Source organism: Streptomyces caeni, from assembly GCF_042678285.1.
In the GTDB taxonomy this organism is placed as follows: Bacteria; Actinomycetota; Actinomycetes; order Streptomycetales; family Streptomycetaceae; genus Streptomyces; species Streptomyces caeni.
In genome coordinates this window covers 1-20,074 of the sequence record NZ_JBHUDX010000100.1, presented here as the reverse complement: position 1 = coordinate 20,074, position 20,074 = coordinate 1, and the positions used below count along the sequence as shown (strand labels likewise).

Sequence of the window (20,074 nt, the reverse complement as noted above, 5' to 3'; positions counted from 1 at the left end):
ACCCTTCTCCGGCCGCCGGGTCGCGGTTCCGGTATGCGCTTCCGCTGCGTCGGATGCGCCGTTGTGCTTCAGATTTGAAGCACAAGCATGGTCGGAGACAGTAACCCTGCTTTAAAGTTCAAGCAATTGATTTGGGGGGACTTTGTGGGAGTTGCGCCCTCGACGAACGCCGGCGCCAGGGCGGCGCGCCGCATGGCGAGTGCCCCTCGTCTCCCTGGAGCACCTCCGTGATCCGGTCGCAGATGGCCTCCAACTGGGCCACCTGCTCCGGCGACAGGTGGTCGAAGACGGCCGCGCGGACCGTGTCGACATGACCCGGCGCCGCACGCTCCAGCAGTGCCCTCCCCGCGTCCGTCAGGACCGCGATGCTGCCCCGCCGGTCGGTCGGGCAGCCCTCCCGGCGGACCGTGCCGTCCCGATCCAGGCGGGTGACGGCGTACGTCAGCCGGCTGCGGGTGATCTTCAGGCTCTCGGCGAGGTCGGTCATCCGCATCCGGTGGCCGGGCGCGTCGGAGAGGTTGGCCAGGACGGAGTAGTACAGGTGGGGCATGCCGGCCTCCTGCTGGAGGTGCCGGTCGATCGCGTCCTCCAGGAGCCACGACGCGGCGAGGTACGAGCGCCAGGCGCGCTGTTCCTCGCGGGTGAGCCAGCGGGTCGTCATGACCGCAGTCTAGTTATTGTTTAAAAGTTGAACCAAGCGTGCACGCCGAGGCGCATCGGATCAGACTGCTGTGTCCCGGCGCAGCGAATCCCGACCACTGGAGCGCACCTCATGGCCCACCCCTACGTCCTGTTGTCCGCCGCCGTCTCCCTCGACGGCTTCCTGGACGACACCGGGCCCGAGCGGCTCCTGCTGTCCGGGCCGGAGGACTTCGACCGGGTCGACGAGGTCCGGGCGGGCAGCGACGCCATCCTCGTCGGCGCGGGCACCGTGCGCACCGACAACCCGCGGCTGCTGGTCAACTCCGCGCGGCGGCGCGCGGCCCGGGTCGCCGCGGGGCTGCCGGAGTACCCGCTGAAGGTCACCGTCAGCGTGTCCGGGGACCTCGACCCGGAGGCCCTCTTCTGGCACACCGGCGGGGCGAAGACCGTCTACTCGACCGACAAGGGCGCCGAGCGGCTGCGCGGGCGGCTGCCGGCCGGCGTGGAAGTGGTGGCGCTCGGGCCGGACATGCAGTGGCGGGATGTGCTCGGCCACCTCGGGGACGTCAAGGGCGTGCGGCGGCTGATGGTCGAGGGCGGCGGGCAGGTGCACACTCAGCTGCTGCGGCAGGGGCTCGCGGACGAACTGCAGCTCGCGGTCGCGCCGCTGTTCGTGGGGGAGGCCGGCGCGCCGCGGATGTTCGGGCCGGGAGCCTATCCCCCGGGGCGGATGCGGCTGGTCGAGGCACGGGTGGTCGGTGACGTGGTCCTGATGCGCTACGTGCCCACGGCACCCGGGACCGGGCGGCTGGCCTTTGCCGCGGACCGGCGGTGGCTGGAGGCCGCCTGTGAGCTGGCGGCGCAGTGCCCGCCGTCCCGGACGGCCTTCAGTGTGGGCGCGGTGATCGTCGCGGCCGACGGCACGGAACTGGCACGGGCGCACTCCCGGGAGGGCGGCGACGCCGTGGTCCACGCGGAGGAGGCGGCGCTGGCCAAGCTCGACCCGGCGGACCCCCGGCTGGCCGCCGCCACGGTCTACAGCAGCCTGGAGCCGTGCGCCCGCCGCGCCTCCCGGCCCGCGCCGTGCGCCCGGCTGATCATCGACGCCGGGGTGCGACGGGTGGTCACCGCCTGGCGTGAACCGGACACCTTCGTGGCGTCCGCGGACGGGAACGCGCTGCTGGCTGCACAGGGGGTGGACGTGGTGGTGCTGCCGGAGTACGAGGACCTGGCGAAGGCCCCCAACGCCCATCTGCTGCCCCCGGCCACCCGCACGTGACGCCCGGGGACCACATCCCCACCCCCACCTCCGCCACGGCCGCCATGGCCGACGCGGCGCCGCGCCGGGGCCGCGCCGGGGCCGTGGGCGGCCGGAAAACGCTGGTGAAGGGCCCTGCGCGGAAAACCCGTGTGCCTCCTGCGGCGCGCATGGCGTACACTGATCTCACCGACGCGGGGTGGAGCAGCTCGGTAGCTCGCTGGGCTCATAACCCAGAGGTCGCAGGTTCAAATCCTGTCCCCGCTACTGATGGCCGAGGGCCGGAGTCCGAAAGGGCTCCGGCCCTCGGCGTGTGCCGTGGCCCGCCGCGGCCCCTCCCCGCCGCCGCCCCGGTCATACGCCGGCCGGCCCACAGAGGTCGTCCCGCCGGCCGCGTCCGCACCGGCCCGGGCGCCCTGCTGGCCGCCGTCACCGAGGACGTCGCCCGCCGTGCCGGCGGCCGTGCCACGGACGACATGGCCCTGCTGCCCTGCTGCCCTGCTGGCCGTGCGCCGGCCCGACCGGCCCTCGGCGTCGTCACGCCATGTGAACGAATGACGCCCCTGCGCATAACAACTGACACACCATCAATAACCGTGAGGCGGCCGAGGCGTGGTCAAGTCGCCCTATTTGGCCCGTTCCTGGCGTGAAAGTCCAGGTCAAAAGCATCAGTGATCTGGTGGAACGGCTTGGAATCCGGGCCCCGCGTCTATTAACGTTCGATAACGCAGCGCGGTCGTCCCAGCCGTCACAAGAGGCGGCTCCGTGCGCGTGTGCCGAATCCCGCAAGGGAGCCGGGGAACCACCACCTTGGGGTGAATCGGGCGGAAGCCGCCGTGGCAGCACGGCCGGTGACGCCCGTAGGAGACCTTCCTGCTCCGAACCCGTCAGCTAACCCGGTAGGCCAGTAGGAAGGAAGGAGTGCGCCCACGTGGCGTCCAACGGGCCTGCCCAGAGCACCTCGTTCGCTCCGAACGGCACTCAGACGTTCGGCTTCGCACCCCGTACCGACGAGGGCCCGTGGGAGGAGTGGAACCCCACCGAGGAGGCCCTCCGTCCCGTACGCGGCCGGCATCGCGTCACCAAGCAGCGCGGGGGCGGGCTCGCGCGCAGCTCCACCGTTCTCGGCGTCGGTGTGATGGCCGCCGTCGGCGCGGGCGGCATGGCCACCGCGCAGACCGGCAAGCCCCCGGTGTCGATATCCATGCCGGACCTGTCCTCGGTCGCGGACTCGGCCAAGGCGCTCCTCGGCGAGGACTCCGACGCCCCCAAGGGCTCCGCCACCGCCCTCAGCTCCGTCGGCCTGACCACCGCCGACGCCGCCGCGGGCAAGGCGGACGCGGGCGAGGCGCTGCGCGCCCGGATCCTGCAGCAGGCCGAGTCCCAGCAGGACCGGGTCGACAGCGCGGCCGCACAGGCCGCGGAGGACGCCGCCGCGAAGAAGGCCGCCGAGGCCGCCGCCAAGGCGCAGGACGCCGCGGAGGCCAAGGCCGCGGCCGAGAAGCAGCAGGCGATCGAGGAGGCCAAGAAGAAGGCCGAGGCCGCGCGCCTGGCCGAGCTCGCCAAGCAGTACGCGCTGCCGACCTCCTCGTACACCCTGACCTCCCGCTTCGGCGACGCCGGTTCCATGTGGTCCTCCGGCTACCACACCGGACTCGACTTCGCCGCGCCGACGGGCACGCTCATCAAGGCGGTCCACAGCGGCACCATCACCGAGGCGGGCTGGGCCGGTTCCTACGGGTACCGCACCATCCTCACCCTCGACGACGGCACCGAGCTGTGGTTCTGCCACCAGTCCTCGATCAGCGTCAGCGTGGGGCAGAAGGTGGCCACCGGTGACGTCATCGGCCGCGTGGGCGCGACCGGCAACGTGACCGGGCCGCACCTGCACCTGGAGGTGCACCCCGGCGGCGGCGACGCCATCGACCCGCTGGCGTGGCTGCGCAGCAAGGGCCTCAACCCCTGACGTCCCCTGAGGCACCGGGTCCGGGCCGTTCCCGGGCCCGAGGCGCCGCTCCCCTGACCCCGGCAGCCCTGGCGACACCCCCCCGACGGCAGGGCTGCCGGTCGTACCGACGCCGACGGACGAGGAGGCGGCGAAGCCGACGGCGGCGTCCGCGTGACCGTGCGGGGCGCGGCCGAGTGGGCCCGGCCCCTACCGGCGATACGGGTTGTACCCGGGATACGGCGCGGCCGGCCCGTGCTGTGGCACCCCGTACAGCGGCACTCCGTGCGGCGGCGCATACCCGTGGCCGTGCCACACCGGCGGCGCCATCGCGGGTGCCACCGGCGCCGTGACCCGCGCCGCGTACTCCAGTGCCGGCCGTGCCACCGCCCGACGCGCCCACAGCGCGCAGAGCAACTCCCGCTCCCGCACGATGAAATCGGCACCCGCCCGCCCCCGGCGCCCCCGGTGGCGCAGGAACGCCACCGACGTCGCGAACGCCTCGTACTCCGCGACCGAGCGCGCCGCCTCCTTCCCGAAGTGGTGGCCCGCGTACTCCCGGGCCAGCCGCCGCGCCCGCAGGGAACCGAGGACGAACGGCTCCACCGGTCCCAGCCATCCCGCGACCGCGTACGCGGGCAGCTCCTCCCGCACGGTCCTCAGCTCGCGCTGCCGGGTCCAGATCACCAGCCAGGTCAGCAGCCCGAACGCGGGTGCCATGAAGGCCGCGTAGACCGCGAAGAACCCGTACTCGCCGAACTTCGCCGACCCGTTCCACATGGCGTGCATGCCCATGGCGAGCAGCAGCCCGCCCAGCGGCGCCAGCAGCCGGCGTACGCGCTGGCGCTCCGCCGAGAGCGCGGTGATCCCGAAGCCGATGCCCGTGAGCACGGTGAACAGCGGGTGCGCGAACGGCGACATCACCACGCGCACGAAGAAGGTGGCGGCCGTGACGGAGGCGAGCCCTCGCCCCCCGCTCATCTGGTCGGTCCCGAAGGCCGTGCCCAGATAGAGGATGTTCTCGGTGAAGGCGAAACCGGTCGCGGTGACCCCCGCTATCACCACCCCGTCGACGATCCCGGTGAAGTCCCGTCTGCGGAAGAGGAAGACGAGCAGCACGGCCGCCGCCTTCGCGGACTCCTCGACGAACGGCGCTATGACCGTCGCGCCGAGCGTGTCGGCGCCGTTCGGATCGGCGGTCGTGGTCGCTATCCACCGCGTCGCGAAACTGTTCGCGACGATCGCTATGAGCGCGGCCGCGCACGCGCCCCACGCGAAGGCGAAGACCAGGTTCCGCCAGGGACCGGGCTCGACCCGGTCCAGCCAGCGGAAGGCCGCCACCAGCAGCGGCACGGGCAGGACGGCCAGGGCGAGCCCGACGAGGAAGCCCTCGGTGCCGGTCTGCTGCCGCACGAGGGCGAGGATCACGAGCCCGGACAGCGCGAGGAGGGTGATCAGCGCCCCGTACCGCACCCACCGCCTCTGCCACCAGTGCGGGTGCCGGAGCACGCCCCCGTCCACGGGACCGTCGGGGTACGTCGGGTACGGGGGAAGGGTGGCCACGGCATCGACCCTAACGAGACAGGGGCGCCGCCCGCGACGGTGCCCGGTGGACCCGCGGGGCGCTCAGCCGCCGGCGGCCGGCTGGTCTCGGTGCTGCACGCGCCGGAACAACAGATCGTTCACCACATGACCCTTGTCCAGTCCCTGGCCCTCGAAACGGGTCAGCGGCCGGAACGCGGGCCGTGCCGCACAGCCGCCGCCCGGCTGGGTGTTCTCGAACTCCGGGTGGGCGGTGAGCACCTGGAGCATCTGCTCGGCGTACGGCTCCCAGTCCGTGGCGCAGTGCACCAGCGCGCCCGGCTTCAGACGGGTGGCGGCGAGCGTGAGGAACTCCGGCTGGATGAGCCGCCGCTTGTGGTGGCGCTTCTTGGGCCAGGGGTCGGGGAAGTAGACGCGCAGCCCGTCGAGGGAGTGCGGTGCGAGCATCTCGCGGAGCAGGATGATCGCGTCGCCGTTCCCGACCCGGATGTTGGCCAGGGCGTTCTGCTCGGCGAGGTTGAGGAGGTTGCCCTGGCCGGGCGTGTGCACATCGACCGCGAGGATGTTGGTGTCCGGGTCGGCGGCGGCCATCTGCGCGGTGGCCTCGCCCATCCCGAACCCGATCTCCAGCACCACGGGTTTCGTGTCGCCGAACAGCTCGGCGAGATCGACCACCCGCTGCCCGTCGATGTCCAGCCCCCATGTGGGCCACAGCCGCTGCAGGGCATCCGCCTGCCCGGCGGTCACCCGGCTCCGGCGGGGCTGGAAGCTGCGGATCCGCCGCTCGAAGTGCGACCCGGCGGGATCGGCCTTCGGCCCGCCGGGGAAGCGGGGCTCACCCTTGGCCCGGGTGCGGGGGACGGAGGCGACGGGGGCAGCGGCGGCCCGGCCGCGGGGTGCGGCCTGGGGGTCTTCGCGGGCGACATCGAGGGAGTCAGACACAGTGGAGCCGATTTTACGGGGAGGGACGACGGCACCCGGCCGTCCGGTGGGCGGGCGCTCAGTCCCGGGCCAGCGCCGCCAGCGCCCGGCGCGCCACCTCCCGGCCGATCGGCAGGGAGGCGGTTGCCGCGGGGGAGGGCGCGTTCAGCACATGCACCGCCCGCGGGCCCTCCCGGATCAGGAAGTCGTCCACCAGCGTCCCGTCCCGCAGCACGGCCTGCGCCCGCACCCCGGAGGCCGCCGGCACGAGGTCGGCCGCCTCGACCGCGGGCAGCAGTCTGCGCACGGCCCGTGTGAACGCCCTCTTCGACACCGACCGCCGCAGCTCGCCCGCCCCGTACCGCCAGTGCCGGCGCGCTATCCGCCATGACCCCGGCCACGCCAGCGTCGCCCCCAGCTCCCGCGGCCGCAGCGTCCCCCGGCCGTACCCCTCGCGCGCCAGGGCCGGCACCGCGTTCGGCCCGATGTGCACCTGCGCGTCGATCCCCCGCGTCAGATGCACCCCGAGGAACGGGAACGCCGGGTCCGGCACCGGGTACACCAGCCCCCGCACCAGCTCCGGCCGTGCCAGGGCGTAGTACTCGCCCCGGAAGGGCACGATCCGCATGCCCGGGTCGTCGCCGGCCAGCCGGGCCACCTCGTCGCAGTGCAGCCCGGCGCAGTTGACGAGCGCCCGCGCCCGCAGCACCGTCCCGTCCGCGGTCCGCACTGCGACGCCGAGCGAGGGGCGCCGGTCGATCCGCACCACCCGCGCGCCGTACCGGACCTCCGCCCCCGAGGCGTCGCCCAGCTGCCGGGCGACCGCCACGAAGTCGCAGATCCCCGTCGTGCCCACGCGGATGGCCGCGAGCCCGCGCACCTCCGGTTCGTACTCCGTGATCTGGGCCGGGCCCAGTTCCCTGACCGGGATGCCGTTCTCCCGGCCGCGCTGGACGAGCGCGTGCAGCCGCGGCAGCTCGTCACGCTCCGTCGCGACTATCAGCTTGCCCGTGACGGCGTGCGCGATGTCGTACTCGGCGCAGAACTTGACCATCTCGGCGGCGCCCCGCACCGCGTACCTGGCCTTGAGCGAACCGGGGCGGTAGTAGATACCGCTGTGGATGACCCCGCTGTTGCGTCCCGTCTGGTGGCGGGCCGGGCCGGACTCCTTCTCCAGGACCGTCACCCGCGTGCCCGGCGCGGCACGTGTGATCGCATACGCCGTCGACAGGCCGACGATTCCTCCGCCGACCACCAGCACGTCGCAGTCATACGCGATCTTCCGCATCTGCTCCACCTCCCGGTTTCGATAGTGCACTGCGCCACTGACAGTGCGCTCAAACCCGGGAGGCGCCCGAGGGCCGACGGCCGGCGGCCGCGGGCGCTAGGCCGGAGCCATCAGCAGGGGCCGTGCCCGCTCCCGCAGCTCCGCCACGCGCGGTTCGTCGCCGTACGGCTCCAGCCGGTGTATGAGGTCCCTCACATACTCGGTGGTGCGCGCCGACGATATGCGCCCGGCGACCTCCACCGCCCGCACGCCCTGCTCGCACGCCGCGTCCAGGTTGCCCGACTCCAGCTCGGCGACCGCCGACACGACCAGGCGCAGCCCGTGGGAGCGCACGTACTCCTCCGTGGGCCGGGACAGGGCCTGCTCGGTGAAGCGGCGGACCTGGCGGGGCGCCTTGAGGTCGCGGTAGCACTCGGCGGCGTCCGCCGCGAAGCGGTCGTAGGAGTAGAAGCCGAGCCAGGACGGGTCGTTGTCGCCGTCGCGGGCCCGCTCCAGCCAGCCCTCGGCCGCCTTCAGGGACGCGCCGGCCGCCTGGGCGTCCCCCGCGCGCGCGTGCGCCCGTGCTTCGACGAGGCGGAAGAAGCTCATGGTGCGGGCCGTGGCCAGGCCGCGGTTGCGCTCCAGGGCGGCCTGGGCGAGGTCGACGCCCTCGTCGCCGAAACCGCGGTAGGTCGCCTGCAGTGACATGGAGGCCAGGACATAGCCCCCCAGGGGCACGTCGGCGGCCGCGCGCGCGAGGCGCAGTGCCTGGATGTAGTAGCGCTGGGCGGCCTCCTGCTGCCCCGTGTCGAAGGCCATCCAGCCGGCCAGGCGCGTCAGTTCGGCGCTGGCCCCGAACAGGGCCCGGCCCACCTCGTCCGAGTACGACCCGAGCAGCAGGGGTGCGGCCTCCACGCGTAAGCACTCGGGCACCATCGACGAACGCCAGTCGCCGCCACCGTACTTGGAGTCCCAGCGCCGGGCGTCCTCCGCGGCCTCGCGCAGCTTCTGCACATCGCTGTGGCCCACCTTCAGCGGTGCTCCGGGGCCCTCGCCGGGGCCGGGGTCGCGCGCCACGGAGCTGTCGGCCGGGGTGATCAGCCAGCGGGAGGCGGGGGTCGCATAGGCGCTCACGGCGAACGATCCGGCCAGCGACTGCCAGATGCCGCCACTGCCGCCCCGGCGTCCGGCGAGGTCGAGGCGGTACAGCTCCGTCGCCGACTTCACCGCCTGGCCCACGTCCCGGGGAAAAGCGAGGCCCACTTCCGGTGCGGGATCCGCGTCCGCCAGACCGATCTCGTGGAGCGGTACGGGGCGGCCGAGCTTCTGGGCGATGGCCGCGGCGATGAGGTGGGGCGCGGCGCCCTGCGGCACCATGCCCTTGGACACCCACCGCGCCACCGACGTCTTGTCGTAGCGAAGAGTCAACCCGCGTTGGGCGCCAAGGTCGTTGACGCGCCGGGCGAGTCCTGCGTTGCTGATTCCCGCGAGGGCGAGAACGGCGCCGAGCTTTTCGTTCGGCCCGCGTTGCTCCCTGGACATGCGCCACCCCTCGACACAGACGGCTGCCACGGCGGTGGCATAACCGCGCGGCATTCGTAAACCCAGCGTAGTTCGCCGCATCCCAGCCGTTAAGGGGCGTAAATCCGGATGGCGGGATTGTGGTCCGTACCTCAGTACGGAGTGTCGCGGCGTGCTCCTGGTGTGTGGCCGTGCGCCCGTCCGTGCGCTCTTCTCCGGCCACCCGGGGAGCGGTTGCATGGCCGTGCGTGGGTCGGCCCGCTGTACTGGATCCAGTGGGCTGGGGGACACCGCCGCCTTCATCCCCGCAGGCGGCGGACCGGTCCGGGAGGCGAACTCCGCCTCCCGGGCCGTGCGTTGCGCAGGGCCCTGTACGGAGCGTGCGCACGCCTGCCCACCCTCAGTCGATTTGGCCGAAAATCGACGGCGGATTCCGGGGGCGATCAAGCCTCCGACCATGGCCGTTGAGGGCGCGAAGGGGGTTCTTGGGGAGCGTATCGGGGGCGCATTCGCGTCGCTGTCTCTTCCCTACCGCCGTGTCCGAAGCCTGAGTTCACCGGCCCACGGACCTCTCCGCGCGGGCGCGTTCCCGGGTGCACAAGCGACAACTCACGCCCTCGGGGGCGCATTCTTCATGGCAGCATGGGTGCCGTTCGTACGGTGCACTGGTTGTCCACAGCCTGTGGAGGCGTCGATGCGGTGGTTGGTGGGATGGAGCAGCGCCGCCGCCGGTGCCCTCGCGCCCGGCTCCGCCGGAGCCACCGGATACGACGGCGAGACCGTTCACCCGGTGGGCTCCCAGCTGCTGTGGGGCGACCCCGATCCGCTCTGGGCGGTCGGCGACTGGCGCCCCGACGAGGTGCGCGTCGTGAAGGCCGACCCGCAGACCCGGATCGCGGTCCTGGGCACGTGCGGGGCCTCCGACGAGGAACTGCGCGTCGGTCTGTTCGCCGCCCGGGGAGGCGCCCTGCGCCATCTGACCGCATGGCCCGGCAGCTACACCGCCGTCGTCCAGGTGGGGCGCAGGATCACCGTGTGCGGCGACCTGGCGGGCGCGCGGCCCGTGTTCCACACGCCCTGGGCGGGCGGCACGGCGTACGCGACCGCCGCGCTGCCGCTCGCCGACCTCACCGAGGCCAACCTGGACTTCGGTCACCTGGCGGCCCTCCTCGCCGCCCCCGACGTGCCGGCGGCGGTGCACGACTCGACCCCGTACGACGGCGTGCGGCGCATACCTCCGGGGCACGCGCTCATCCTGCGGGCGGGGTCCCGCGAGATCGCCGGGTACGAGCCGGTCGCGTCCCTCGCCGTCGCGGCGCCCCCGGCGGACCCGGCCGACGCGGTGGACGCGGTGCGCGACGCCCTCGTCGACGCCGTACGCGCCCGGCTGGCCGCACCCCGGCACGTCCCGGGTACCGACATCGACCCGGGGCCCGTGCCCGGGATGGGACCGGCGGAACGGCGCGCCGCGCGCGGGATGCCCGTGCCCGGCATCGGCGCCGACCTCTCCGGAGGGCCGGCCTCGGGCACGCTGGCGCTGCTGGCGGCCGGACTCCCCGGCAGGCCCGGCACGGTGCTCGGGCACGGCACGGGGGCCGGCGAGCGCCTGCTGGCCGTCACTTTCAACGACCTCGCCGTCCAGGGCCGCGAGGCCGAACTGGAGCGGGCCGGAACCCTGGCGGCGAACCCCCGTCTGCACCACGTGGTGGTGACCGGCGGTGAAGACGTGCTCCCCTACGCCGACCTGGAGGTCCCGCTGACCGACGAGCCCGGCCCCTCCCTGGTGACGGCCGCCAGGCACCGGGCGCGGCTGGCGTCGGGCAGCGCGGACCACTTCACCGGCTACGGCGCGCGGCAGGTCCTCGACGCCCACCCGGCCCGGCTCGCGGACCTGCTGATGGACCGCAAGCGACGCCATCTCGTGCGCCCCGTGGCCGCCCTGGCGAAGGCCGACGGCTCGGTGCTGGTCCCCGCGCGCGTGTACAGCGCGGCACGGAAGCTCGCCCGCACCCCGTACCGGGCCGGACTCGACGCGCTCGCCGACCGGCTGATGCGGCGGCGGTTCGAGGAGCCCGGGGGCGCCGTAGGGGCGTCGCTCGCCGCGCTCACCTGGGCCAGACCCGGGCCCGCGGCGCGCTGGCTGACCGGCGAGGCCCTCGCTGAAGTATCGGTTCGCCTCCAGGGAGCCGCAGGTGGGGCGGGGGTGGGTCCGGGGGCGCGCCCGGGTGACTTCCGCGCGCGCACGGCCCTGGCCCGGCACGCGGCGGACCTCCGCGTCCTGGAACAGGCCGCCGAGGTCCGCTCCCAGCGGCTGCACGCGCCGTTCCTGGACAACCAGGTCGTGCGCGCGTGCCGCGCGCTGCCCGAGGCCCTGAGGGTGCAGCCCGGGGCGCGCGCCGCGATCCTGCGGACGGTCCTGGAGGGCGCGGGCGTCGGCGGCCTGCCACCCGGCTGGGGCGCCCCCTCGCACGCCTCCTCGGCGGCCGCGGCCCGCACGGGCCTGCGGGTGGCCGCGGACTCCCTGATGGCGTTGTTCGACACACCGCTGCTGGCGGAGGCGGGCCTGGTGGAGGCCCGGGTGGTGCGCAAGGCGGTGCGGGCCGCGGCCGAGGGCGCACCGCTTCCCCTGGACGGCCTGGCGGACCTGGTCGCCCTGGAACTGTGGCTGCGCCGGCTGCTGGCCCGCCGGGGCACCTGCTGGACGGGCACCCCGGCACGGGCCCGCGCGGTACCGGCGGGGATCGCCCCGCGGGGGCGGGTGCTGGGTGCCGGGGCGTAACGGTTGCGGGGTCGCGGGCACACCGCCGCCCACTCCCTCGCAAACCCCGTGCCATGCCACCCGCCGCCGGTGAGAATGGGGCGGTGCGGTACAGGATTGTCGGAGTTGCCCAGGTGGAGGACGACCGCGGGCCCCGCGAAGGGTACGGGGGCCCGCGCCCGTCGCGGACCCCGGGTCCGCGCGCTGCTCACCGCGCTCGCCCTGCGCCCCGGCCGTACCACCGACCCTGACCGAGGGGTGTGGGCCGCTCGACGCCCCCGCCGCCCTCCAGGCGCAGGCCGGACGGCTCCGCCGTGCCGTCGGCCGGGACGCGGTCGTCTCCGGGCCCGGCGGCTACTACCGGCTGGCCGCCGCCGGCGACAGCGTGGATCTCTTCGTCTTCGGGGACTTCGTCCGGTGCGGTAGCTCGGCCCTCGCCCGGGGCGACGCGCACACCGCCGCCCGCGAACCGCGTGCCGCGCTCGCCCTGTGGCACGGCCCCGCCCTCGCCGACCTCCCCGACCGTGCGGCCGCCGCCCGCCCCGAGGCCCTGCGCCTGGAGGCGACCCGCGCCCGCGTCGAGGCCGACCTTCGGCGGGACCGCGCCGCCGACGCCGTACCCGAGCTGACCGAACTGACCACCGCCCATCCGCACGACGAACGCCTCCACGCCCTCCTCATCCGCGTCCTGCGCGCCACGGGCCGCGGCGCGGACGCCCTGGCGGCGTACGAGGGAATACGCCGCGCCCTCGCCGAGGGGCTGGGCGCCGACCCGGGACCGGAACCGCGCGTGCTGCACGCCGAGCCGCTGCCCCCGGACCCGCCCGCACCACCGCCGGACACCCGCCGCGGTGCCGGCCCCGCGGCGTCCGGCACCCACCCCACCACCCGGGCCGCCCACGCTGCCCCCACCGGCGGCAATCTCCGCCCCTGCCGGACTCGTCCGTCGGGCGGGAACGCGAACTCGACGCCATCCGTACGGATCTGCGCGGGGCCCGGACTGGTCGCCCTCACCGGGCCGGACGGCTCCGGGAGGACCCGGCTCGCCGAGGAGGCCTCCGCCGGGCTGCCGCAGGCGCCCCCGGCCGAACGGGCCTCCGCCCGGACCTCGTCCTGTGGAAAATCACCGAAACGGGTGATACGGGACCCCGGCGGAAGCCACCGGACGGACGTGACCCGCGGACGCGGGCAGACCCGTCGGCCGCACCGGACCCGTGCACGGGCGGCGCAGCACCCGCGCACGCACGGCCCGGGAGGCCCCGGACCTCAGGGGCCCGGCCGCGGCCGCCGCCTAGGCATCACAACGGTGACGCCCGCTCACGCCGGGCGTGACCGCAGCCCCTCCAAGAGGATGTCGAGCAGCCGGGACGAGGCCGCCGCCTGCTGGGCGGGGTCCGGCAGCGAGGGCGCCGCCGTCGCGATCACCAGCAGCACGTCCGACACGGTGACGTCCGACCGCAGCTCGCCCGCCGTACGCGCCCGCTCCACGAGCTGTCCGACGACCTCCAGCAGCGTCTCCGCACCCGCGTCGTCCAGCACCGCGGCGGCCCGCTGTCCGACGAGCCGCAGCTCGGCGGCCGGCTGGGGCCGCTGCTGCGGCACCCGCGCTTCCTCCGCCGGCACCGCGTCGGACCTCTCGGCGTCCTCCTCGGAGTCCTCCTCGACGACCCCCACGCGCAGCACCTGCGGCGGCAGCAGCCGGCCGGCGCCCGACGCCACCGATGTGCGCAGGAAGCGGGAGAGGGCCGACCACGGCTCGTGCTCCTGGCCGAGTGCCGCCCGGGCCTGGTCGGTCAGCCGGGCGGTCTCCTCCTCGGCTATCCGGCGCACCAGGACGTCCTTGCTCGGAAAGCGCCGGTAGACCGTGCCGACGCCGACCCTCGCGCGCCGCGCCACGTCCTCCATCGGCGCTCCGTACCCCAGCTCGCCGAAGACCTCGCGCGCCGCGCGCAGTACATGCTCCAGATTGCGCTGTGCGTCCACGCGCAGCGGTGCGGTCCGCGCACCGTCCCCGCGTCCGTCACCCGCCGCGCCCGCCGGTGCGACGGCGGACGGCCAATGAGAGTCCTGAATGTGCATAAGCGTTCCCCCGGTAATGACGTCTCCCCCCGGAGACACTCCCCGTCATCGGAAGCCGGGGCATAGGGAACAAGCGTCGTACCGGCCGGACCGCCCGTCGCGGACCCGCCGAACGCATCCCCCGCACCCCGTCGACACACGAACATAGTTGAGCGGGAGTCAATTCAGAAGGGGCAGGTTCCGCACGGAGCGCCCCCCGATCGGAGTACGGGCCGGTTACATCCTTTTTGTACCTCCCGGGCTCGTGCTCCTCATACCCGCTGACCTGCGCTGATTCTCCACACCCCGGCAATTCGCTCAACTCCGGCCGGAGCTTGTGTCCGGTCACACAATTTGCTGGGCCTGTGGACAAACCCCGGCGCCGGGTGCGTCATGGGATGGTGACGGCTGCATCCCAATGGGCGACACCCCCCGAAACCTCGAAGTGCGTGCGCATCCTCATCGTCGGCGGTGGCTCCGTCGGTCTGTACACGGCCCTGCGTCTGCAGCAGAAACTGAAAGCGGAGCTCGGCCGGGACGAGGCGGAGATCGTGCTGGTCTCGCCCAACCCGTACATGACGTACCAGCCGTTCCTGCCGGAGGCGGCCGCCGGCGCCATCTCACCGCGCCACCTCGTCGTGCCGCTGCGCCGGGTCCTGGACGGCTGCCGTGTCGTCGTCGGTGAGGTCACGGCCATCGACCACGCCAAGCGCACCGCGACCGTCGCCACGCTCGCCACCCAGGAGACCGGGGAGACGACGCAGGTCTCCTACGACGAACTCGTCCTCGCCCCCGGCTCCGTCTCGCGCACCCTCCCGATCCCCGGTCTCGCCGACCACGGTATCGGCTTCAAGACCGTCGAGGAGGCCATCGGCCTGCGCAACCACGTCATCGAGCAGATGGACATCGCCTCCTCCACCCGCGATCCCGCCGTCCGTGAGGCCGCCCTCACCTTCGTCTTCGTGGGGGGCGGCTTCGCCGGCGTGGAGGCGCTCGGCGAACTGGAGGACATGGCCCGCTACGCCTCGCGCTACTACCACAACGTGAGGCCCGAGGACATGAAGTGGATCCTCGTGGAGGCGTCCGACCGCATCCTGCCCGAGGTCGGTGAGGAGATGGGCCGGTACACGGTCACCGAGCTGCGCCGCCGCAACATCGACGTGCGCCTCCACACCCGTCTCGAATCGTGCGTCGACCGCGTCGCCGTCCTCAGCGACGGCGCGCGCTTCCGCACCCGTACGGTCGTGTGGACTGCCGGGGTGAAGCCGAGCCCCGTCCTCGCGGCCAGCGACCTGCCGCTGAACGAGCGCGGGCGCCTCAAGTGCACCCCCCAGCTGGCCGTGGACGGCGTCGCGCACGCGTGGGGCGCGGGAGACGCCGCCGCCGTCCCCGACGTCACCGCCGCCGAACCGGGCAGGGAGACCGCCCCCAACGCCCAGCACGCCGTGCGCCAGGCGAAGGTGCTCGGCGACAACATCGCGCACGCGCTGCGCGGCGAGCCCCTGGAGACGTACGCGCACAAGTACGTCGGCTCCGTCGCCTCCCTCGGACTGCACAAGGGCGTTGCGCACGTCTACGGGCGCAGGCTGAAGGGCTACCCTGCCTGGCTGATGCACCGCATGTACCACCTCGGCAGGATCCCCACCTTCAACCGCAAGGCCCGCGTGCTCGCCGAATGGACGCTCGCGGGACTCTTCAAGAGGGAGATCGTCTCCCTCGGATCACTCGAACATCCCCGTGCGGAGTTCGAACTCGCGGCCGGTGGAAAGTCTTCAGGAAACCCGAAGGGGTCGTCCTGACCGGATCCAGGAACTCCGCCGGAGAGGCGGGCGTCTGACGGATGTCGGTCCGGTCGGCCAGACTGGTCCCCGACGACCATGGGCGGGCCGACCCCCGCCGCGACGCATCCACCAGGCTCTCCCCACCGCGTTGCACACCCCCCGGGGGCAGGCCCCCGGACCCCCGACCGGTTCCGGAGCCGGCCGGCGACGACAACGACGAGGCAAGGAATCGGTGAACTTCACGCGCTGGAGCGCCCGGCTCCCCGGAACGCAGCGCCGCGCGGCAGCGCGGACCGGGCACGCGGTCCCCCCGGACCGGCGGGGGGACGGCTCCGTGCCCGCGGCCCGCGCCGAACGGCCCTCCGACGACACGCCGAGCGTGCCCGCGGTCGACGAACTGCCGGTGCGCGAGGTCCTCGACCGTGTTCCGGCCCTCGTCGCCCTGCTGCACGGCCCCGACCATCGCATCGCGTACGTCAACGGCGCCTATGCGGATGCCTTCGGCACCCGCCCGGTCGGCGCACCCGCGCGCGAGGCGCTGCCCGAGCTGGACGAGCTCGGTCTCCTCCCGCTCCTGGACCAGGTGCTGCGCAGTTCCAGGCCGCGCACGGTCAAGTCCCGCAAGGCGCCCGGCGGCCGTTCGTACACGTTCACGTGTACGCCGGTGGACGTGCGCGACGACAAGGCCAGGGGCGTGCTGATCTTCGCCGCCGACGTCACCGACCACGCGGAGGCCGCCGAGCGGCTGCGGGCCAGCGAGCGCGAACAGCGCGAGGCCGCGGTGACCCTCCAGCGCTCTCTGCTGCCCCAGGAGCTGGAGCAGCCCGACGACCTGCGCATCGCCGCCACCTACCAGCCCGGCGGCACGGAGGCCGCGGTCGGCGGCGACTGGTACGACGTGATCACCCTCGGCGGCGGCCGCACGGCCCTCGTCATCGGCGACGTCATGGGCAGGGGCGTACGGGCGGCCGCCGTGATGGGCCAGCTCCGCACCGCCGTCCGCGCCTACGCCCGCCTCGACCTGCCCCCGCACGAGGTCCTGCAGCTCCTGGACGGCCTCGCCGCGGAGATCGACGCCAACCAGATCGCGACGTGCGTGTACGCCGTCCACGACCCGAACGAGGGCCGGCTGCTGTACGCCTCGGCGGGCCATCTGCCGATCCTGGTCCGCGATGAGAACGGCAACGTGCTGCGCGCCGACGAACCCACCGGCCCGCCGCTGGGCACCGGCGGCTGGATGCACGCCTCGGGCTCGGTGCCGCTGGGCCCCGGCTCCACGGCCGTGCTCTACACCGACGGCCTGGTCGAGCGCCGGGACGCCGACCTGGACGAGGGCATCGCGGCCCTGGAGGGCGCGCTCGCGGGCGCCACGGGCACGCCGCAGGTGATCTGCGACCGCCTGGTGCGCTCGGCGGGCGTCACCGCGGGGCACGACGACGACGTGGCGGTCCTCGTCCTCCAGCACCCGGCACGCACGGGCCCGGACGGCGACCTCTTCCGGAACGCCGCCCTGGAGCTGCTCGGCGGCGTGGAGGCGGCCCCACACGCGCGTGCGTTCGCCTCCGGGGTGCTGACGAGCTGGCGCTTCCCGGTGGATCTGCACGATCTGGGGGTGCTGGCGGCGAGCGAGCTGGTCGCGAACTCGCTGCAGCACGGGATTCCGCCGATGCGCCTGCGGCTGCGGCGCACCGACCGGCGGCTGATCATCGAGGTGACGGACGGGGACGAGCATCTGCCCCGCCGCCGCCGGGCGGAGCCGGCGGACGAGGCGGGGCGGGGGATCGCGATCGTGGCGACCATCGCCTCCAGCTGGGGGTCGAGACGGACGCCGGGGGGCGGGAAGGCGGTCTGGTGCGAGTTCGCACTGCCGCGCGGGACGGGCTGACCGCCCGTGGCGTCCGGGCCGGCCGGCCCGGACGCGCTCAGGTCAGGCACGCGCCGTCGCGTGTCCCGCCGCGGCACCCCCCTGCGCCACCACACGGCTCTTCGCCGACGGCTGGTTCTGCACCGGCGTGAGCAGCCGCCCGAGCCTGAGCGCGAGGAACGTGATGCCCAGGGAGCACAGCAGGAACGTCACGATGTACGGCGCGGGCAGCGCCGCGGCGAGCGGGCCCCCCACCGCGGGGCCCAGGGCGAGCGCGAGCTGCTTCACCAGGGCGAAGGCCGCGTTGTACTGGCCGGCCAGGCCCGGCGGCGCGAGGTCGGCGACCAGCGGCGCGACCGTCGGCGACAGCATCGCCTCGCCGAGACCGAAGAGCCCGTACGTCGCGACGAACGCGGCGGTCGCCATGGCCCGGCCGCCGTCCCCCAGACCCGCGTACCCCGCCACGGCCCACGCCGCGGCCCAGATCAGCCCCACGGCCGCGATCACCCGTGTCCGCTTGCGCCGCTCCACGAACCTCAGCACCGCGAACTGCGCGATCACGATCACCGCCGTGTTCGCCGCCAGCGCCGTACCCAGCGCGGACGTCGAGATCCCGGCCGTCTCGACGCCGTACGCGCTCAGCCCCGACTCGAACTGTCCGTAGCAGGCGAAGAACAGCACGAAGCCCAGCACGGACAACCGCACCATGGCCCGGTCGCCCACCAACCGCCTCCAGGCCGCCCCGCCACCTCGGGGAGCGGCGGCCTGGAGCGCCGGCGCCCGCGGCACCCGTACGGTCGACATGATCACGACGAGCAGCAGGAACATCGCCGCCTCGATCGAGAACAGCAGGGTGAAGGACGCGGCGCGTGAGACGTCGACGAGATGACCGCCGATCAGCCCGCCCACGCCGAGCCCCAGGTTCTGCAGGAAGAACTGCACGGCGAAGGCCCGCGACCGGGTCTGAGCCGTCGAGCAGTCCACGATCATCGTGGCCAGTGCCGGCTGCATCACGGCCTGCCCCGCGCCGAGCACGGCCGCCGACAGCAGCACGGACACCGGACCGGTCGCGAGCCCCAGGCTCAGCGCGCCGGCCGCGGTCGTGAGCAGGGCGGCGAGCAGCACCGGAAGCGGGCCGCGCCGGACGATGACCCGTCCGGCGAACGGCAGCACGACGAGCGCGGCCACGGCGAAGACGGCGAGCACGAGACCCGCCGTCACCGCACCGAGCTCCCGCACCCGCGCCACGTAGACGTACAGGTACGGGACGGTGAAGCCGAGGCCGAACGCGCTGAGCGCGCTGCCCACATGGATCCGGCGCATCGCTGCGCCCCTTGCCCTGGTCACGTTCACCTGCCTTGGAAAGAGGGCACTGGTGAGGTCCGACCCCGCGGGTCTTACACTCGAAGCAGTTAGCCCTGAAGACTTCGAACCTAAAGTTAGATACTAAACAGTACAGCCTGAAGTACTTCGACGCCAAGCGCCGCATGCCATACTGCGGGCTATGGGCGACACCCACGGCGTCAGCGAGCCGACCCTCGACGAGCAGATCGCCGCCTATCAGCGCGAGTTCCGGGACCTGGACCCCCAGGTCGAGAAGATCGTCTCGGCCCTGTCACGCCTCAACCGCCGGATGAACGTCGCCTACGGCCGCCAGACCGCCGGGCTCGGCATCAGCAACGCCGAGTGGGAGGTCCTCAAGGCCCTCGTCCTCTCCGGCGCCCCCTACCGCATGGGCCCCGGAGAGCTGGCCAAGCGACTCGGTCTGACGCCGGCCGCGATGACCCACCGCATCGACCGCATGGTGAGCGAGGGGCTTGTCACCAGGGAGCGCGACGAGACCAACCGTGTCCGTGTGATCGTCGAGCTGACCGCCGAAGGCCGCGAGAAGTGGCTGGAGGCGATGCGCCTCGCCTCCGTCTTCGAGGAAGACCTCCTCCAGGACCTCTCCCCCCAGGATCGCGCCGTCCTGGGTGACGTGCTCACCCGCCTGCTGCGCCGGGTCGAGCACGCCCAGCCGGACGCCGGCGGCCGCCTCAACGACCTGGACTGACACCACCGGAGGTTTGGCGCCGCCGAACCCGGGGGAGGCTTGACAGTCCACCCCCTGATCCGTAAAGTTCTCCGGGTTGCCACGGAGCCGTAACGGTCCTGAGGCAGCACCTCCCGCCGCAACAGCGGCACCCAAACCATCGAGCTCGATCTCCCAACAGGGTTGAATTTCGGCGCGCCCGAATTCAAATCGATTTGGGTTCGACGACTCCCGGTCCGACCGGATTGGGAATCGCCGGAGAGATCCGCTAGGGTTTGGGACGTCGGAACGGCTCAACAGCCGCGAGGACAAACCCGGTTGACAGGGATCGGGCCCGAAAGGGTCTGGTAGAGTCGACAACGCCGGAAGGTCGAAAGGCCGGAAAGCGCCGAGGAAATCGGATCGAGAGAGATCTGATAGAGTCGGAAACACCGAAGGGAAGCGCCCGGAGGAAAGCCGTGAGACTGGTTCTCGTGGTGAGTACG

At 73.5% G+C, this 20,074-nt stretch carries 13 protein-coding genes, 1 tRNA gene, 1 pseudogene and 1 riboswitch; of the genes and pseudogenes, 8 read left to right on the top strand and 7 right to left on the bottom strand.

What is annotated here, in order from left to right; all coding sequences use genetic code 11:
• Positions 1-118: 118 nt before the first annotated feature.
• Complete coding sequence (locus ACFSL4_RS32065) at positions 119-661, bottom strand: MarR family winged helix-turn-helix transcriptional regulator (protein ID WP_381090799.1); 543 nt, start codon at positions 659-661, stop codon at positions 119-121.
• Between the two features lie 111 nt (positions 662-772).
• Between ACFSL4_RS32065 and ACFSL4_RS32060 the strand changes: the two genes are divergently transcribed.
• The 3 genes from ACFSL4_RS32060 (at position 773) to ACFSL4_RS32050 (ending at position 3,866) form a co-directional block, all read left to right on the top strand.
• Positions 773-1,921 (top strand): dihydrofolate reductase family protein, encoded by a 1,149-nt coding sequence (locus tag ACFSL4_RS32060; RefSeq protein ID WP_381090796.1) that lies wholly within the window; start codon positions 773-775, stop codon positions 1,919-1,921.
• A 172-nt stretch (positions 1,922-2,093) separates the two neighbouring features.
• Positions 2,094-2,167: transfer RNA gene (locus tag ACFSL4_RS32055), tRNA-Met, on the top strand.
• A 497-nt stretch (positions 2,168-2,664) separates the two neighbouring features.
• A riboswitch (cyclic di-AMP (ydaO/yuaA leader) is annotated at positions 2,665-2,821 on the top strand.
• 10 nt (positions 2,822-2,831) lie between these two features.
• Positions 2,832-3,866: a M23 family metallopeptidase gene (locus ACFSL4_RS32050; protein ID WP_381090793.1), complete on the top strand. Its 1,035-nt coding sequence runs from the start codon at positions 2,832-2,834 to the stop codon at positions 3,864-3,866.
• Positions 3,867-4,055: 189 nt separating this feature from the next.
• On the opposite strand, the gene ACFSL4_RS32045 is transcribed toward ACFSL4_RS32050, so the two are convergent.
• The 4 genes from ACFSL4_RS32045 to ACFSL4_RS32030 form a co-directional block, all read right to left on the bottom strand.
• Entirely contained in the window at positions 4,056-5,408 is a 1,353-nt protein-coding gene (locus ACFSL4_RS32045) for a PrsW family intramembrane metalloprotease (protein WP_381090790.1), read from the bottom strand.
• A gap of 63 nt (positions 5,409-5,471) precedes the next feature.
• On the bottom strand, positions 5,472-6,329 hold the full coding sequence (gene trmB / locus ACFSL4_RS32040; protein ID WP_381090787.1) for a tRNA (guanosine(46)-N7)-methyltransferase TrmB: 858 nt from the start codon (positions 6,327-6,329) through the stop codon (positions 5,472-5,474).
• 58 nt (positions 6,330-6,387) lie between these two features.
• Entirely contained in the window at positions 6,388-7,596 is a 1,209-nt protein-coding gene (lhgO, locus tag ACFSL4_RS32035; RefSeq protein ID WP_381090784.1) for an L-2-hydroxyglutarate oxidase, read from the bottom strand.
• Positions 7,597-7,692: 96 nt separating this feature from the next.
• A complete protein-coding gene (locus tag ACFSL4_RS32030) occupies positions 7,693-9,117 on the bottom strand; it encodes an MFS transporter (RefSeq protein ID WP_381090781.1) in 1,425 nt (474 codons plus the stop codon).
• Positions 9,118-9,790: 673 nt separating this feature from the next.
• Between ACFSL4_RS32030 and ACFSL4_RS32025 the strand changes: the two genes are divergently transcribed.
• Positions 9,791-11,875 (top strand): asparagine synthase-related protein, encoded by a 2,085-nt coding sequence (locus ACFSL4_RS32025; protein ID WP_381090778.1) that lies wholly within the window; start codon positions 9,791-9,793, stop codon positions 11,873-11,875.
• Between the two features lie 364 nt (positions 11,876-12,239).
• A pseudogene (locus tag ACFSL4_RS32020) lies at positions 12,240-12,599 on the top strand (BTAD domain-containing putative transcriptional regulator); the annotation flags it as partial.
• Between the two features lie 572 nt (positions 12,600-13,171).
• On the opposite strand, the gene ACFSL4_RS32015 reads toward ACFSL4_RS32020, so the two are convergent.
• Positions 13,172-13,933 (bottom strand): TetR/AcrR family transcriptional regulator, encoded by a 762-nt coding sequence (locus tag ACFSL4_RS32015; RefSeq protein WP_381090775.1) that lies wholly within the window; start codon positions 13,931-13,933, stop codon positions 13,172-13,174.
• Between the two features lie 377 nt (positions 13,934-14,310).
• On the opposite strand from ACFSL4_RS32015, the gene ACFSL4_RS32010 reads away from it, so the two are divergent.
• Together ACFSL4_RS32010 and ACFSL4_RS32005 are read left to right on the top strand one after the other, a co-directional pair.
• Positions 14,311-15,711, top strand: a complete 1,401-nt coding sequence (locus ACFSL4_RS32010) for an NAD(P)/FAD-dependent oxidoreductase (protein ID WP_381090772.1) — start codon at positions 14,311-14,313, stop codon at positions 15,709-15,711.
• A 214-nt stretch (positions 15,712-15,925) separates the two neighbouring features.
• Complete coding sequence (locus ACFSL4_RS32005; protein ID WP_381090769.1) at positions 15,926-17,578, top strand: ATP-binding SpoIIE family protein phosphatase; 1,653 nt, start codon at positions 15,926-15,928, stop codon at positions 17,576-17,578.
• A 42-nt stretch (positions 17,579-17,620) separates the two neighbouring features.
• Here ACFSL4_RS32005 and ACFSL4_RS32000 read toward each other — a convergent pair whose 3' ends face one another.
• Positions 17,621-18,880 (bottom strand): MFS transporter, encoded by a 1,260-nt coding sequence (locus ACFSL4_RS32000; RefSeq protein ID WP_381090766.1) that lies wholly within the window; start codon positions 18,878-18,880, stop codon positions 17,621-17,623.
• A gap of 181 nt (positions 18,881-19,061) precedes the next feature.
• Here ACFSL4_RS32000 and ACFSL4_RS31995 point away from each other — a divergent pair, with 181 nt between their 5' ends.
• Complete coding sequence (locus ACFSL4_RS31995; protein ID WP_381090763.1) at positions 19,062-19,610, top strand: MarR family winged helix-turn-helix transcriptional regulator; 549 nt, start codon at positions 19,062-19,064, stop codon at positions 19,608-19,610.
• Positions 19,611-20,074: the final 464 nt, after the last annotated feature.